Genomic DNA, 13,412 nt, shown 5'->3' on the forward strand with positions numbered 1-13,412 from the left:
CCCCTGAGACGGCCCCCACGTCGCCGATCCCGATCCCGCCTCGGCGGACGCGGGCGCGCGGTTTCGTGAACGCCCCCGATCCCGTCCTGGCGCGCACCCTGCGGACCGACCCGGTGCGGCCGCGTTCGGCACCGCACCGGCTGTGGAAGCGACTGAGCCGGTCGATCGGCGATGTCCTGCCCAAGGGGCTCTATGCCCGGTCGTTGATCATCATCATCGCGCCCGTGGTCCTGCTCCAGTCGGTGATCGCCTACACGTTCATGGAGCGGCACTGGCAGCTCGTGACCAAGCGCCTGTCGGCCGCGGTGACCGCGGACGTGGCGGCGCTGATCGACATCTACGAGAGCTACCCCCAAGACCGGGATGCCGAGACCCTGTCGCGCATCGCCGCCGAGCGGCTGAACCTCGACCTCGACATCCTGAAGGGCGCCAAGCTTCCGACCCAAGGGCCGCGGCCGTTCTTCTCGATCCTGGACGAAGCGCTCTCGGACGAGATCAGCCGCCAGATCCGACGGCCGTTCTGGATCGACACGGTCGGCCGCTCGAACCTGATCGAGATCCGGGTGGCGATCCCGGACGGGGTGATGCGGATCACCGCCCGGCGCAGCCAGGCCTACGCATCGAACTCGCACATCTTCCTGGTCTGGATGATCGGCTCGTCGCTGGTGCTGCTCGGCGTCGCGATCCTGTTTTTGCGCAACCAGATCAAACCGATCCTGCGGCTCGCCGCCGTAGCGGAGGGCTTCGGCAAGGGTCGGGAGATCGAGTTCAGGCCGCGCGGAGCCCGGGAGGTGCGCCAGGCCGGCCACGCCTTCATCGAGATGAAGCGGCGCATCGAGCGGGCCATGGAGCAGCGCACGACGATGCTCAACGGCGTGAGCCACGACCTGCGCACCATCCTCACGCGCTTCCGCCTCTCCCTGGCGTTGTTCGAGCAGACCAGTGAGATCGAGGATCTCAGCCGTGACGTCGACGAGATGAGCCGGATGCTGGAGGGCTATCTCGCCTTCGCGCGCGGTGATTCCGCCGAGCCGGCGACGCCCACGGACATGCGCGCGCTGCTGGAAGACCTGCGCAGCGACGTTGAGCGCCTGGGGGCCCATGTCTCGGAGGTCAATCTGGCGGGAGCCCCGGCGGTCACGGTACGGCCGGGGGCGTTCCGGCGCTGCCTGTTCAACCTCGCCGCCAACGCCGCCCGGTACGGCGACACGGTGGCGATCTCCGGCCGGCTGGAGGCCCGCGCCTTCTACGTCTCGATCGACGACGACGGCCCGGGGATCCCGCCCGAGAGCCGCGAGGAGGTGTTCAAGCCGTTCGTGCGCCTCGATGATTCTCGCCAGGATGCGGGCGGATCCGGGCTTGGGCTGGCGATCGCCCGGGATATCGCCCGGGCGCATGGCGGGGATATCGCCCTGCACGAGAGCCCGCTGGGCGGGCTGCGGGCGACCGTTCGGGTTCCGGCCTGACGGCCGTCAGGCGTCACTCGGCCCCCGCAGGCGCTGGATCTCGGCCTGGGCGTTGCGGATGAGATGGTCGATGCTCGCCGCGTCGAGGGCGGCACGGCCGAGGCGGTCGCGCAGGGCGGCTTCGCCGTTCCAGGCATAGCCGGCATCTTTCGGCAGGTGGCGCTGCAGCAGCGAACTGACGACACTTTCGCGCCTGTAGGCAGGATGCCGCAGGAGCCGGCCGATCTGCGCCGTCAGGATGTCGAGCTGCGATAGATTTTGGCTACTGCCTCTCGACGTAACTGCTGTTGGGCGCATACTGGCATCTCCTCCCGGAAAGCCAGTATCCGGTTAAATGCTTGCGCTTCGGTGAGTGGCGGCACGATCCGGCGAAAAACTGCCGCCGCCGGGGTCCCAACCTTTGCGGCAGGGTGGTATGCAGGTTCGACGCCCACGAGCCGCGGCCCACCGCGCGCCGGATCCGAGTGCCCAATATGAACCCGCTCGTCCCCCTGTTCATCCTGCTCTCCCTGCCGTTGGCCGCCATCGGCCTGGTGCTCTACACGGACACGGGCATCGAGCCGGCCCTGTTCTACGCCTCGGTGAAGACCTTCGTGATCCTGGGTGCGATCGCCGTGGCGATGTCGTTCGGGGCCATGAAGCTCGCCGAGCGCACCAAGCACTAGAACGACCGTCCCGCGGAGAGCGCGATGCTGCACGTCGTCCCGGCCTTCTCGCGCATCGGCGAGGAGAACGCGTTCACGGTGCTGGCCCGCGCCCAGGCGCTCTCAGCCCAAGGGCGGGACGTGATCAACCTCGGCATCGGCCAGCCCGACATGCCGACGCCGGCCCACGTGGTCGAGGCGGGCATCAAGGCCTTGCGCGACGGGCACCATGGCTACACGCCGGCCGTGGGCATCCCGGGTCTTCGCGAGGCCGTGGCCCGCGACATACACCGCCGTCATGCCGTCGAGGTCTCGCCCGAATCCGTGATGATCGTGCCGGGCGGCAAAATCACCATGTTCATGGCGATCCTGATGTTCGGCGAGCCCGGCGCCGAGATCCTGTACCCGGATCCGGGTTTTCCGATCTATCGCTCGATGATCGAGTTCACCGGGGCGACGCCGGTGCCGGTGCCGATCCGCGAGGCGAACGGCTTCGCCTTCTCGGCCGCCGAGACCTTGGCCTTGATCACGCCGAAGACCCGCCTCTTGATCGTGAACTCGCCCGCCAACCCGACCGGTGGCGTGACGCCCAAGGCGGAGATCGACGCTTTGGTGGCGGGCCTTGCCGACCACCCGGATGTCGCAGTGCTGTCGGACGAGATCTACGGCACGATGACGTATGACGGCGAAGCCCATCACTCGCTGCTGACCTATCCCGAGATTCGCGACCGGCTGATCTACCTCGACGGCGCGTCGAAGACCTACGCGATGACCGGCTGGCGACTCGGCTGGTCGGTATGGCCGAAGCCGCTCTACGACGCGGCCCGGAAGCTCGCGGTCAACGCCCATTCCTGCGTGAACGCCTCGACCCAATGGGCCGGCATCGCGGCGCTCGACGGCCCGCAGGATTGCGTGGCCGAGATGGTGGCCGAGTTCGACCGGCGACGGGCGATCGTGATCGACGGGCTGAACGCGTTGCCGGGCGTCTCGTGCATTGCCCCGAAGGGCGCGTTCTACGCCTTCCCGAATGTCTCCGAGACCGGGTGGAAGGCCAAGTCCCTCGCCGCCACCCTGCTGGAGGAGGCGGGCGTCGCGGTGATCGGCGGCCCGGATTTCGGGATCCACGGCGAAGGCTATATCCGGCTGTCCTACGCAAATTCGGCCGAGAACATCCGCCGGGCGATCGAGCGGATGGGAAAATTTCTGTTGGAGCGGAAACCGGGCTGACCAAGCTTACGAGACGAGCCCGTTCCGGATTTCCCCCTCATCCTGCGGTGGCGTAGCAAAGCGAAGCCCGCGAAGAAGTCCTCCCGCCCGCCGCGCGATTCCTGGACGGCTCCTTCGCGGCTGCTGCGCATCACCTCAGGATGAGGTGATGATTGGGAGGACGGGCCGGTTGCGACGCCGGCTGTCCGATCAGGATTTCCCCGTCACCCGCTTCTCGATCCAGCCGGCCAGCCAGTCGGCGATGTCGAGGCTGTTCTTGTCCTGCATCAGCATGTGCGAATTGCCGTGGATCCCGATTTCCGGGAGCAGGATTAGCTCGGCCCGGCCGCCGGCCGCGTTCGCAGCCGCCACGAAGCTGCGGCACTGCTTGAGCCGGGGTGCCCAGCGGGGCGAGGCGTCGACGTAGTCGCCGAACAGGACCAGGATCGGCAGGTCCTTGTAGGGGGCCAGATCGTCCTTGGCCGGATCCGGGCAGGCGGCGGGCTCGATCGCCACGATGGCCCGGATCCCGGTGCGGTCGAGAGCAGCGGTCTGGAACGGGTAGATGCCCGATTGCGAGTGCGAGACCAGCACCGCGCCCTTGAGCCGTTTGGCGAGTTCCGACAGGGCCGGCACGGTCGGGTTCGGCACCGGCAGGGCGGCGGACCAGTCGGCGACCATCTGCTTCCAGAACTCGCCCTGGGCTTCCAGGGGGAATTGCATGCCCGGAAACACCTTCGGGTATTCCGGCCCGAACCGGAAGATCGCCCAGGCCGGCTCGCGCCCGGCGGAGAAGACCGGCGGCAGCGAATCGGCCTCGGCCTTGCCCATCTTCACCGCGTCGATCTGGGCCGGGCTGATCGCCGAGCGCCCGCGCCACGCTTGGTCGATGACGTAGGTCGGGAAGCCGCGACGGACGAAGAACTCGTCCCAGCCCATTCGCCCGTCCGGGGTCGTCTCCCAGGTCTTGCCGGTGAGGCAGCAGCCGTGGATCAGAACCACCGGCGGCCGCACGGGCTCGACCGGAATCTGATAGCGCACATAGACCTGATCGACCGTGATCGTCCCGGACGGCGCGTAGGCCGGCAGGGTCGAGAGCGTATCGGACTGGATATCGCGACCGCCGACGAAGAAGCTGCCCTGGCCCGACAGAGTCAGGGGGGCGGGCGGCGGATCGGCGGCGCGGACGGGGGCGACGCTCATGGCGATCAGACTCCCGGCGAACAGAGCCCCGGTGAGGCCCCGGACGGCCCGTCGCGCATGGGACCGAGCGGGCGATGGCGGCAGCACTGGCATGGAACGTCCCGGCCTTCAGCGGCCGGGACGCGTCGACCCGGATCACCGCACCGCAACGCTAGCACGAAGCTCGGCCGCCGCGGGAGATCCAAAGCCGGGTATGGATATCGGTCAGGCGCCGATGTCTCGCTCGATCGAGGCGGTTGCGTTGCCGGGCACGTCGAGGGCCTCGGCGAGCATCTTCAGGAACTGACGCTCCTGCAGCGTGTCCGGATCGATCGCGAGCCGCGCGGCCGCGTAAATCCGCGCCGCCGCCTCCGGCTCGTTCACCCGTTCGGCGATCTCGTCGATCTCGGCGGGGCTTTCCAGTTCCCGGTCGAGCCAGGCCCGCCCGTCGGGATCGAGGCCGGCCTCGGCCACCGCCGCGTCGAGGCGCTTGCGCTCGGCGGTATCGATCATGCCGTCCGCGATGGTGGCGGCCACCATGGCCCGCAGCATCAGCCGGGCCTCGTCCTCGTCGACCTTCGAGAAGTCCGGGCCGTCCTGGTACGGCGGCGCCGAACCGCGCAGCGCCCGGTAGGCGATCCCCCCGATCAGCGCGAGGCCGCCAAGAGCCGCGCTTGCGGCGATCCCGCCGCGCCGCGCGCGCACCAGCGCATCAACGATCTGCCTGCTGTCAGCCATGTCCGTCCTCCCGGGGTGTTGCATTCCGAATCGGATCGGAAACCCCCGGGAGGCGGCCAAGTTCAGCGGCAGATGTCAGGCGTCGGCTTCGTCGTCCTCGTCCGCCTCGTCGATGTCGACGAGGAAGACGATGTCCGCCTCGTCCTCGTCTTCCTCCTCGGCGGTGTCGCCGCCGGCATGGTGCTTGTCGTCGGTGAACTCGCCCTCGCCGTCATCCTCGGCGAGCGCATCCTCGAAGATCTCGATCTCGTCCTCGTTGGCGGCCCGGATCGTGAGCGGCGAGGTGCCGTTCCAGAGCGGCTTGCCGTCGCTCGTCATCGTCCGGATGTCTTCCTTGAAACCCTCGCAGGTGAAGAGGTCCTTGGCGGACGCCTCGTCGCTGTTGATCACCGCCACGGCGGTGCCCTCGATCTCGAGCGTGAACATGGCCGGCATCCTTCTCGTAACCGTCCTTGGCGCGCCCGGTCAGCGGGATCGCGCGCGGGTGCGACGCACCGCCCCGGGGAGAAATGCCTAAGCTTACCCCGGCGGTCATGAGCGCCGCGCGCGGATGCTGTAGGGGTGAACCGGACGCCCGCCAAGCCCGTCTCAGTCAGTCCGCCGCGAATGCGTGGCGCGAATCCTGCCCGGCCGATGGCCGTAACGAAACCAAACGGAAAGAAGGATCACCGCGGATGCGGATCAGGCTCGGCTGCGAGATGCGCTACGCCTTCCCCTATCCGGTCCCGATGGTGGTGATGCTGAACGTGCATCCCACCCGGGCGGACGCCCTTGAGGCGCCCGACACGCTCCGCACCGAGCCGCCGGTGCCGGTCGATCTCTATCGCGACGGCTTCGGCAACCTGTGCGGCCGGTTGACCGCCCCGGCGGGGAACTTCACCCTCGGGACCGACGCGGTGATCGGCGACGACGGAAGCCCGGACCCGGCCCATCCCGAGGCCGAACAGCACGCGATCGAGGCGCTGCCGCCCGAGACGATCGTGTTCCTGCTGCCCAGCCGCTACTGCGAATCCGACTTGCTGGCCGACGAGGCATGGCGGCTGTTCGGACATCTCGAGCCGGGCTGGGGCCGGGTGCAGGCAGTTTGCGACTTCGTGCACGACCACATCGCATTCGGGTACGAGTTCGCCCATGGCGACCGCACGGCGCAGGATGCCTATGCCGGCGGCCGGGGCGTCTGCCGCGACTTCACCCACCTCGCCGTGGCCTTCTGCCGCGCCCTCAACGTGCCGACCCGCTACTGCACGGGCTACATCAGCTTCATCGGCGAGCCCGAGCCGCACCCGGCCGGCGACTTCGCGGCCTGGATGGAGGTGTTTCTCGGCGGGCGCTGGCACGTGTTCGACCCGCGCAACAACAGTCCGCGGATCGGCCGGGTGATGGTCGCCTACGGCCGAGACGCCGCGGACGTGCCGCTGACCCACACGTTCGGCCCCAATCCCCTCGTCGGCTTCCGGGTCTGGGCCGAACGGATCGACCATCTCGACGCGTCCGGCGACGCGCCGATCCTACCCGAAGAGCCCCTGCCGCCGCAGAGCATGGCGACCCGGATGGGGTGAGCGCCTTGCTGGCTCTCTCAGACCCCCGCCCCGCGGGCGATGGCGCGCTTGACCACCGCCTGCACCTCGGGGTTCGACAGGAACAGGTCGTGGTTGATCAGGCCGCCGCCGTAATCGGAGGCGTCGGCCACGCGCACGCCGAGCGCCTCAAGCTTGGCGCGGTCGGCGGCGCCGGCCCGGACGCCGCCCGCGATCGCCGCGGACAGTTCGAGCGCCCGGTCGTTGGTCGATGAGATCACGGTGATCTTCGACACGTCGGGGCCGAGCCGGGCGACGCCGTTCGAGAACAGGTCGAAATCGATGTCGGGGGCGGCCAGCACCACCGCGCCGATCCGCGCCATCGCGGCCTCGCCGGCTTCGGCCCGCAGCATCCGGATGGTCTCGAGGGTCAGCAGCGTGCCCATCGAATGGGCGACGATGTTGATCCGCCCGGCGCTCGATGTCGACGTGACGGCCTTCAGCAGGTCCTCGAAGGCATCGCGCGACCAGAGCGCGCTCTCGCGATCGTAGTTGTAGTCGAAGGTCGCGGCGGCGGACGGCCAGGTGAACAGGCCCGAGACGCCCCGGAACCGGATGCCGTCCGACAGGCGCGCCGCGCTCACGGCGGCGGATTCGAACGATTCCCGATACCCGTGGACGTAGATCAGCACGTCGCGGCCGAGCGCCGCCTGCGCGAAGGCCTCGGCGGCACCTGGGCCGCTCTCGGTCTTGGGTACGGCCCCGATGGTCCAGTCGCCGGTGATGACTGCCGACACCTTGCCGAGCAGCGAGCGGTCGGGGGGCGACAGGCGCACCTCCGCGAAGCTCAGGCCGCGCCCGCGCTCGGAATTGAAGTACGGCGGCCGGGGCGGGTTGCCCACCGGCTTGCGCGTCGTGGCCACCAGCAGCACCGGCATGACGTCCAGCGCCGACTGCTTTTCAGGCAGCGCCGCAGAGGTGCCGAGGTCATCGGTGACGCAGGCGCCAAGGCTCGGAGCGAGCCCCGCCGCCCCCGCGAGGGCGCCGATCCGGAGGAGTGCGCGGCGTGAGACGGTCTGGCTCGACATGATCCGGGTGCGTTCGGGCGGGGCGCCATCCGTCGCGCAGGATCGTGACCGTGGCGGGGCACGATCGCCCACCGGCCCTGTGGAGTACGGGTATTCAGCCCCCCGTGGTGCCGCGGACACAGGGTTAGGGGTCGACCCTGCGGGCTTGATCGCGCGCGCGTTGAGACGGCTCAGACCCCGCGGCCGCGGCCCGGCGACGATACCCCCTCGACGGCAGCGCCAACCGCCGCCATGAAGGATCCATGACGCCGACCATCGACATCGAGAGCCTGCGCGCGCGACTGCTGGGCGGCGACCGTGCCGCCCTGGCCCGGGCGATCACCCTGGCGGAGTCGAAACGCGCCGACCATCGGGCGCTCGCCGCCGCCTTGATCGACTCGGTTCTGCCGGAGACCGGCAAGGCGATCCGGGTCGGCATCACGGGCGTGCCGGGGGTCGGCAAGTCCACGACCATCGATGCCCTCGGATCGAACCTGACGGAGGCCGGCCACAAGGTCGCGGTGTTGGCAGTCGACCCGTCCTCATCGCGCACCGGCGGTTCGATCCTCGGCGACAAGACCCGGATGGCGCGGCTCGCCCACGATCCCAAGGCGTTCATCCGCCCCTCCCCGTCCTCCGGAACGCTGGGCGGCGTCGCGGCCAAGACCCGCGAGACCATGCTGCTCTGCGAGGCGGCCGGCTTCGACGTGATCCTGGTGGAGACGGTGGGCGTCGGCCAGTCGGAGACGGCGGTCGCCGACCTCACCGACTTCTTCCTCGTGCTGATGCTGCCCGGGGCCGGCGACGAGCTTCAGGGCATCAAGAAGGGCATCCTGGAACTCGCCGACATGATCGCGGTCAACAAGGCCGATTCCGGCGAGGCCGAGCAGCGGGCCAACGCGGCGGCCTCGGAATACCGCGCCGCCCTGCACATCCTCACCCCCGCATCGTCAACCTGGACGCCGCCTGTGGTCACGATCTCGGGCTTCCACAACCTGCGCCTCGACGCGCTCTGGGCGCGGATCGTCGATCACCGGGAAAAGCTCACCGCCACCGGGGAGATCCAAGCCAAGCGCCGGACGCAGGACGTGAAATGGATGTGGGCGCTCGTTCACGAGCGGTTGCACCAGCGCCTCGTCGGCTCGCCCGAGGTCAGGCGCAGCACCGCCGCGGCCGAGGCCGGCGTCGCCCGCGGCGAGACCTCGCCCGCCGCTGGAGCCGCGGCCATCGCCGAGTTGATCGGCCTCTGAGGCACCGCGGCCCGTTCCGGCACCGGCTTGTTTACCCTGATCGACGCCGCGCGGCCCAAGGCACAGAAAATCGCCGGGTCACGGTACGCAAACCCGGTCTCGCGCGTTCGCTGCACGACGAGGAATTCTGCGGCACCTCCTCCCGTACCGGTGCCGCGGTCACGTCGAGGAGAGTGTCATGGTGGATACGGATCGGATCGTTGGCGGCGCCAAGGAAGCCCTGGGTAAGGCCCAGGGTGCGGCGGGCGACTTCGTGGGCTCGAACCGGGATTCGGTGGAAGGCCGGGTACGCGATGTCCAGGGTCAGGCTGAGAACGCCTACGGGCAGGTCAAGGACAAGGCCCGGGACCTCGCCGACAAGGCGACTGATTATGCCGGAGACGCCTATGGCCGGGCCGGGGATGTCGCGGGCGACGCCTACGAGCGGGGCGGTGCCTACCTGCGCGACGGCCGCGCCGCCGTCGGCGCCCGCGTCGAGGAAAACCCGCTGGTCGCGCTGCTGATCGCCGGCGCGGTCGGCTACGGGATCGCCCTGCTGTTCCACGGGCGCCGCTGATCGGAGGCGGCCTCGCCGACGTTCCGGCGAGGCCGCCACTCTACGACGCTACTGGGCGGTCCAGCCGCCATCCATGCTGATATTGGCCCCGGTGATCTGGCTCGCCGCATCGGAGCACAGGAACACCGCGAGCGCCGCCACCTGATCGACGGTGACGAACTCCTTCGTCGGCTGCGCCTTTAGCATTACGTCCTCGATCACCTGCTCCTTGGTCAGGCCGCGCGCCTTCATGGTGTCGGGGATCTGTGCCTCGACCAGCGGCGTCCAGACGTAGCCCGGCGAGATGCAGTTCACCGTGATCTTGTGCGGCGCGAGCTCGAGGGCTGCGGCCTTGCTGAGCCCGCTGATCCCATGCTTGGCCGCCACGTAGGCGGACTTGAACGGCGAGGCCACCAGCGAGTGCGCCGAGGCAGTGTTGATGATCCTCCCCCAGCCCCGGGCCTTCATGCCGGGGATCGCGGCATGCATCGCGTGAAACGCCGAGGACAGGTTGATCGCGATGATCTGCTCCCACTTCTCCGGTGGGAAGTCCTCGATCGGCGAGACGAACTGAATGCCGGCATTGTTGACCAGCACGTCGATAGCGCCGAATGCCGCCTCGGCCTCCCGCACCATCTCGCCGATCGCATCGGGCTTGCTCATGTCGGCGGCTGAATACTGAACCTTCACCCCGTGCTCGCGCTCGATCCCGGCCCGGGTCTCCTCGATGGCCTGCGCATCCCCGAAGCCGTTGAGCACGACGTTGGCTCCCTCGGCCGCGAGGCCGCGCGCGATGGCAAGGCCGATGCCGCTGGTGGATCCGGTGACGAGGGCGGTCTTGGACGTGAGGGCCATGGAACCTCCTGGGTCGCGGTGGCGGGATGTCGTGACGACGTACCTGCCTCAAGGCCGGCGCGAAATCGAGCCTCCCGGCGCATCCGCCGGAGACGGTATCGCTTCGGCCGCGCCGTCACTCGAATCCGGGGTCACATTCTGCGCCGGGAACGCAAGCTCGATCCGCAGCCCAGGCGCGTTGTCGGACAGCCGCAGCGTCCCGCGATGCAGGCGCACCACGGCGTTCACCAGGCTGAGCCCCAGCCCGAAGCCCGGCCGCGAACGCGCATCCTCCAGCCGGACGAACCGGCCCAATACGCGCTCGCGTTCGGCCTCCGGGATACCCGGTCCGTGATCCGACACGGTGAGGCGGACGGCATCACCGGAGCGCGCGGCCTCGACCGCCACCCGGGTCTCCGATCCATCCGCCCCGTACTTGAGGGCGTTGTCGATCAGGTTGGCCAGCGCCTGCCCGATCAGCTCACGGTTGCCCGCGATGATCAGGCCATCCTCCGCGCGCACGTCGAGGTCCAACCCCTGATCCTCGGCCAGCGCCTCATAGAGTTCCCCGACCTCCCGGACGGCGGCGCCGAGATCGACCGGCGCCAGGATCTCTCGAGCGCTTCCGGCTTCCAGGCGCGCGATCATCAGCAGCGCGTTGAACACCCGGATCAGCCCGTCGCTCTCCTCGGTCACCGCTTCGAGGGCGTTGCGCAGCTCGTCCGGCGAGGCGGCTTTGCGCAGGGCCTCGTCGGCCCGGTTGCGCAGGCGTGTCAGCGGCGTCTTCAAGTCGTGGGCGATGTTGTCGGAGACCTCGCGCATCCCGCGCATCAGTTCGCCGATCCGCTCCAGCATCAGGTTGAGGCTCGCAGCGAGGCGGTCAAGCTCGTCGCCGTTGCCCGCGACGTAGAGTCGTCCGTCGAGGTCGCCGGCCATGATCGCGCGGGTTGTCTGCGTCATGGCGTCGACCCGGCGCAGGACCCGGCTCGCCGCCAGCCAGCCACCGATCACGCCCAGGATCACCACGGCGGCGAGGGAGGTGCCGAACGCCCGGCCGATCACCGCACGCAACCGGTCGCGCTCCTCGGTGTCGCGTCCGACGAGCAGCCGGAATCCGCCCGGAAGGGTGAAGACCCGCACGATCGCCCGATGGGGATCGACGTCCGAATCGCCCCGCCCGTATCGGGTCTCACTCTGGCCAGGGCTCGCCAGCACCGCCGCCGGGACGTAGCCGACATTGCCGACGACGTGCTCGCCGCTCGCCGTGGTCACCAGATAGAGGGACGCGCCTGGCTCGCGGGATCGGCGCTCGACGACGGTGATCAGCCGCCGGAGCCCCCCGGCATTGTACTGCTCGGACAAGCCGTTGATCTCGGCATCGATGGTCGAAACGATCTGGTCGTCCAACACCGTCCGGGCGTTCCAGGCGACGTAGCCGAGAGCCAGGAAGGCGCAGAGGGCGAAGATTGCCAGATAGGCGAGCGAGAGCTTGAACGCGGTGGTGCGGAACAGCTTCTGGAACCGGGCCCCGAAGGTCTCGCGGGGCATCGGCTCGATCGGGAGGCCCATGCTCACCCGGCCGCGCCCTCGTCGAAGCGCAGGACGTAGCCGGCACCTCGGACCGTGTGAATGATCGGCGAGGCAAAACCCTTGTCGAGCTTGCCGCGCAGGCGCGAGACGTGGACGTCGATGACGTTGGTTTGCGGATCGAAATGGTAGTCCCAGACATGCTCGAGCAGCATCGTCCGGGTCACCACCTGGCCGGCATGCCGCATCAGATATTCGAGCAAGCGGAATTCCCGAGGTTGCAGCAGAATTTCGCGGCCGGCGCGGGTGACCCGGTGAGACAGGCGGTCGAGTTCGAGGTCGCCGACCCTGTAGCGCGTCTCTTCCGCCGCGCCCGATCCGGCCTGCCGCCGGGCGAGCGCCTCCGTGCGAGCCAGAAGCTCCGAGAACGCGTAGGGTTTCGGAAGATAATCGTCGCCGCCGGCGCGCAGGCCCTTCACCCGGTCGTCGACCTGACCCAGCGCCGACAGGATCAGCACCGGAGTCGCGACGCTCTGCTCGCGGAGGGAGCGGATCAGCGACAGGCCGTCGAGCTTCGGCAGCATCCGGTCGACGATCAGCACATCGTAGGCACCCTCGCGGGCCAGCGCGTAGCCATCGAGCCCGTCATGCGCGCTGTCGGCGACGTGTCCGGTCTCGCGGAACGCCTTCACCAGATAGGCTGCCGCCTCCCGGTCATCCTCGATGATGAGCAGTCGCATGGACCCAGTCCATAGCGCGGCTCGCGAAGGGGGGAAACGCTGCTCTGTCATCACGGTGATGTCCCCCCCTCCCCTCATGATCGTCGGACGCGCGCCGCGACCGTTGGAGGCGGGTCTCGGCTCGCCCGAAGCCGGGGACCGCGCAATCAGAGGAGTCGCGTTTCGGCCCGGACTGCGTGAGCGGCCTGACGACCCTGGCAGCGTCGCGATTACCGGACGCTCGCGAAAGGATGACGATGCCGTAAGGAACGGCTGTCCGAGCAGCACCAGAAACGCAAACAGGCCGTCCCTGGTGAGGGACGGCCTGTTTGGGATCGGTGTGCGTGTCGAGGGATGTGTTTGCGATGTGCGGGTCTGGCGGCGACCGACTCTCCCGTGCCTTGAGACACAGTACCATGGGCGCTGGCGTGTTTAACGGCCGAGTTCGAGATGGGATCGGGTTCTGGGCACGCCGCTCAAGCCACCAGACCGGCGCATCGCAATGTTTTTGGGACTGGCCGCGCAGGGTGCTGCGACGGCGGGGTCCTCGTTCGGCAAGCATGCAGCGTCTGGCGCTGCGGGTCTTTCTGCGACCGTGTTCACGGACACGGATCACGGGAGCGATCAAGTCAATCGGGCGATTAGTACCGGTCGGCTCAACGCGTCACCGCGCTTGCACCCCCGGCCTATCGACGTGGTCGTCTTCCACGGCCCTCAAGGGAGGTCT

14 protein-coding genes and 2 rRNA genes are annotated in these 13,412 nt (G+C 69.0%); 6 read left to right on the forward strand and 10 right to left on the reverse strand.

All coding sequences use genetic code 11. The annotated features are described in order from the left end of the window. Positions 1 to 86 precede the first annotated feature (86 nt). A complete protein-coding gene (locus tag FV242_RS28870) occupies positions 87 to 1,466 on the forward strand; it encodes an ATP-binding protein (RefSeq protein WP_246692937.1) in 1,380 nt (459 codons plus the stop codon). A gap of 6 nt (positions 1,467 to 1,472) precedes the next feature. On the opposite strand, the gene FV242_RS28875 is transcribed toward FV242_RS28870, so the two are convergent. Next, positions 1,473 to 1,763 (reverse strand): hypothetical protein, encoded by a 291-nt coding sequence (locus FV242_RS28875; RefSeq protein WP_147941322.1) that lies wholly within the window; start codon positions 1,761 to 1,763, stop codon positions 1,473 to 1,475. Between the two features lie 176 nt (positions 1,764 to 1,939). Between FV242_RS28875 and FV242_RS28880 the strand changes: the two genes are divergently transcribed. Together FV242_RS28880 and FV242_RS28885 are read left to right on the forward strand one after the other, a co-directional pair. Next, entirely contained in the window at positions 1,940 to 2,131 is a 192-nt protein-coding gene (locus FV242_RS28880) for a hypothetical protein (RefSeq protein WP_147910420.1), read from the forward strand. Positions 2,132 to 2,155: 24 nt separating this feature from the next. Beyond that, positions 2,156 to 3,337: a pyridoxal phosphate-dependent aminotransferase gene (locus tag FV242_RS28885; RefSeq protein WP_147941323.1), complete on the forward strand. Its 1,182-nt coding sequence runs from the start codon at positions 2,156 to 2,158 to the stop codon at positions 3,335 to 3,337. A gap of 189 nt (positions 3,338 to 3,526) precedes the next feature. On the opposite strand, the gene FV242_RS28890 is transcribed toward FV242_RS28885, so the two are convergent. The 3 genes from FV242_RS28890 to FV242_RS28900 all read right to left on the reverse strand — a co-directional run bounded on the left by FV242_RS28890 (position 3,527) and on the right by FV242_RS28900 (position 5,662). Beyond that, entirely contained in the window at positions 3,527 to 4,519 is a 993-nt protein-coding gene (locus FV242_RS28890; protein ID WP_147941324.1) for an esterase, read from the reverse strand. Between the two features lie 204 nt (positions 4,520 to 4,723). Next, entirely contained in the window at positions 4,724 to 5,236 is a 513-nt protein-coding gene (locus tag FV242_RS28895) for a DUF533 domain-containing protein (protein ID WP_147941325.1), read from the reverse strand. 75 nt (positions 5,237 to 5,311) lie between these two features. Beyond that, positions 5,312 to 5,662, reverse strand: a complete 351-nt coding sequence (locus tag FV242_RS28900) for a hypothetical protein (protein ID WP_147910424.1) — start codon at positions 5,660 to 5,662, stop codon at positions 5,312 to 5,314. A gap of 248 nt (positions 5,663 to 5,910) precedes the next feature. Here FV242_RS28900 and FV242_RS28905 point away from each other — a divergent pair, with 248 nt between their 5' ends. Beyond that, on the forward strand, positions 5,911 to 6,795 hold the full coding sequence (locus FV242_RS28905; protein WP_147910425.1) for a transglutaminase family protein: 885 nt from the start codon (positions 5,911 to 5,913) through the stop codon (positions 6,793 to 6,795). 17 nt (positions 6,796 to 6,812) lie between these two features. Here FV242_RS28905 and FV242_RS28910 read toward each other — a convergent pair whose 3' ends face one another. After that, entirely contained in the window at positions 6,813 to 7,841 is a 1,029-nt protein-coding gene (locus FV242_RS28910; protein ID WP_147910426.1) for an alpha/beta hydrolase, read from the reverse strand. Between the two features lie 242 nt (positions 7,842 to 8,083). Here FV242_RS28910 and meaB point away from each other — a divergent pair, with 242 nt between their 5' ends. Both meaB and FV242_RS28920 read left to right on the forward strand, forming a co-directional pair. Further along, entirely contained in the window at positions 8,084 to 9,070 is a 987-nt protein-coding gene (meaB, locus tag FV242_RS28915) for a methylmalonyl Co-A mutase-associated GTPase MeaB (protein WP_147941326.1), read from the forward strand. A 178-nt stretch (positions 9,071 to 9,248) separates the two neighbouring features. Then, the gene (locus FV242_RS28920; RefSeq protein ID WP_147910428.1) at positions 9,249 to 9,626 is read left to right on the forward strand and encodes a CsbD family protein; all 378 of its coding nucleotides are present in this window, start codon (positions 9,249 to 9,251) and stop codon (positions 9,624 to 9,626) included. Positions 9,627 to 9,674: 48 nt separating this feature from the next. On the opposite strand, the gene FV242_RS28925 is transcribed toward FV242_RS28920, so the two are convergent. The 5 genes from FV242_RS28925 to FV242_RS28945 all read right to left on the reverse strand — a co-directional run. Beyond that, positions 9,675 to 10,460 (reverse strand): 3-hydroxybutyrate dehydrogenase, encoded by a 786-nt coding sequence (locus FV242_RS28925; protein ID WP_147910429.1) that lies wholly within the window; start codon positions 10,458 to 10,460, stop codon positions 9,675 to 9,677. A 48-nt stretch (positions 10,461 to 10,508) separates the two neighbouring features. Next, complete coding sequence (locus tag FV242_RS28930; RefSeq protein ID WP_187193731.1) at positions 10,509 to 12,008, reverse strand: HAMP domain-containing sensor histidine kinase; 1,500 nt, start codon at positions 12,006 to 12,008, stop codon at positions 10,509 to 10,511. A gap of 2 nt (positions 12,009 to 12,010) precedes the next feature. Further along, positions 12,011 to 12,706 (reverse strand): response regulator transcription factor, encoded by a 696-nt coding sequence (locus tag FV242_RS28935; protein WP_147910430.1) that lies wholly within the window; start codon positions 12,704 to 12,706, stop codon positions 12,011 to 12,013. A 352-nt stretch (positions 12,707 to 13,058) separates the two neighbouring features. Further along, a 5S ribosomal RNA gene (gene rrf, locus FV242_RS28940) occupies positions 13,059 to 13,174 on the reverse strand. Between the two features lie 131 nt (positions 13,175 to 13,305). Further along, positions 13,306 to 13,412, reverse strand: a 23S ribosomal RNA gene (locus tag FV242_RS28945); the annotation flags it as partial.

The organism is Methylobacterium sp. WL64 (genome assembly GCF_008039945.1).
In the GTDB taxonomy this organism is placed as follows: Bacteria; Pseudomonadota; Alphaproteobacteria; order Rhizobiales; family Beijerinckiaceae; genus Methylobacterium.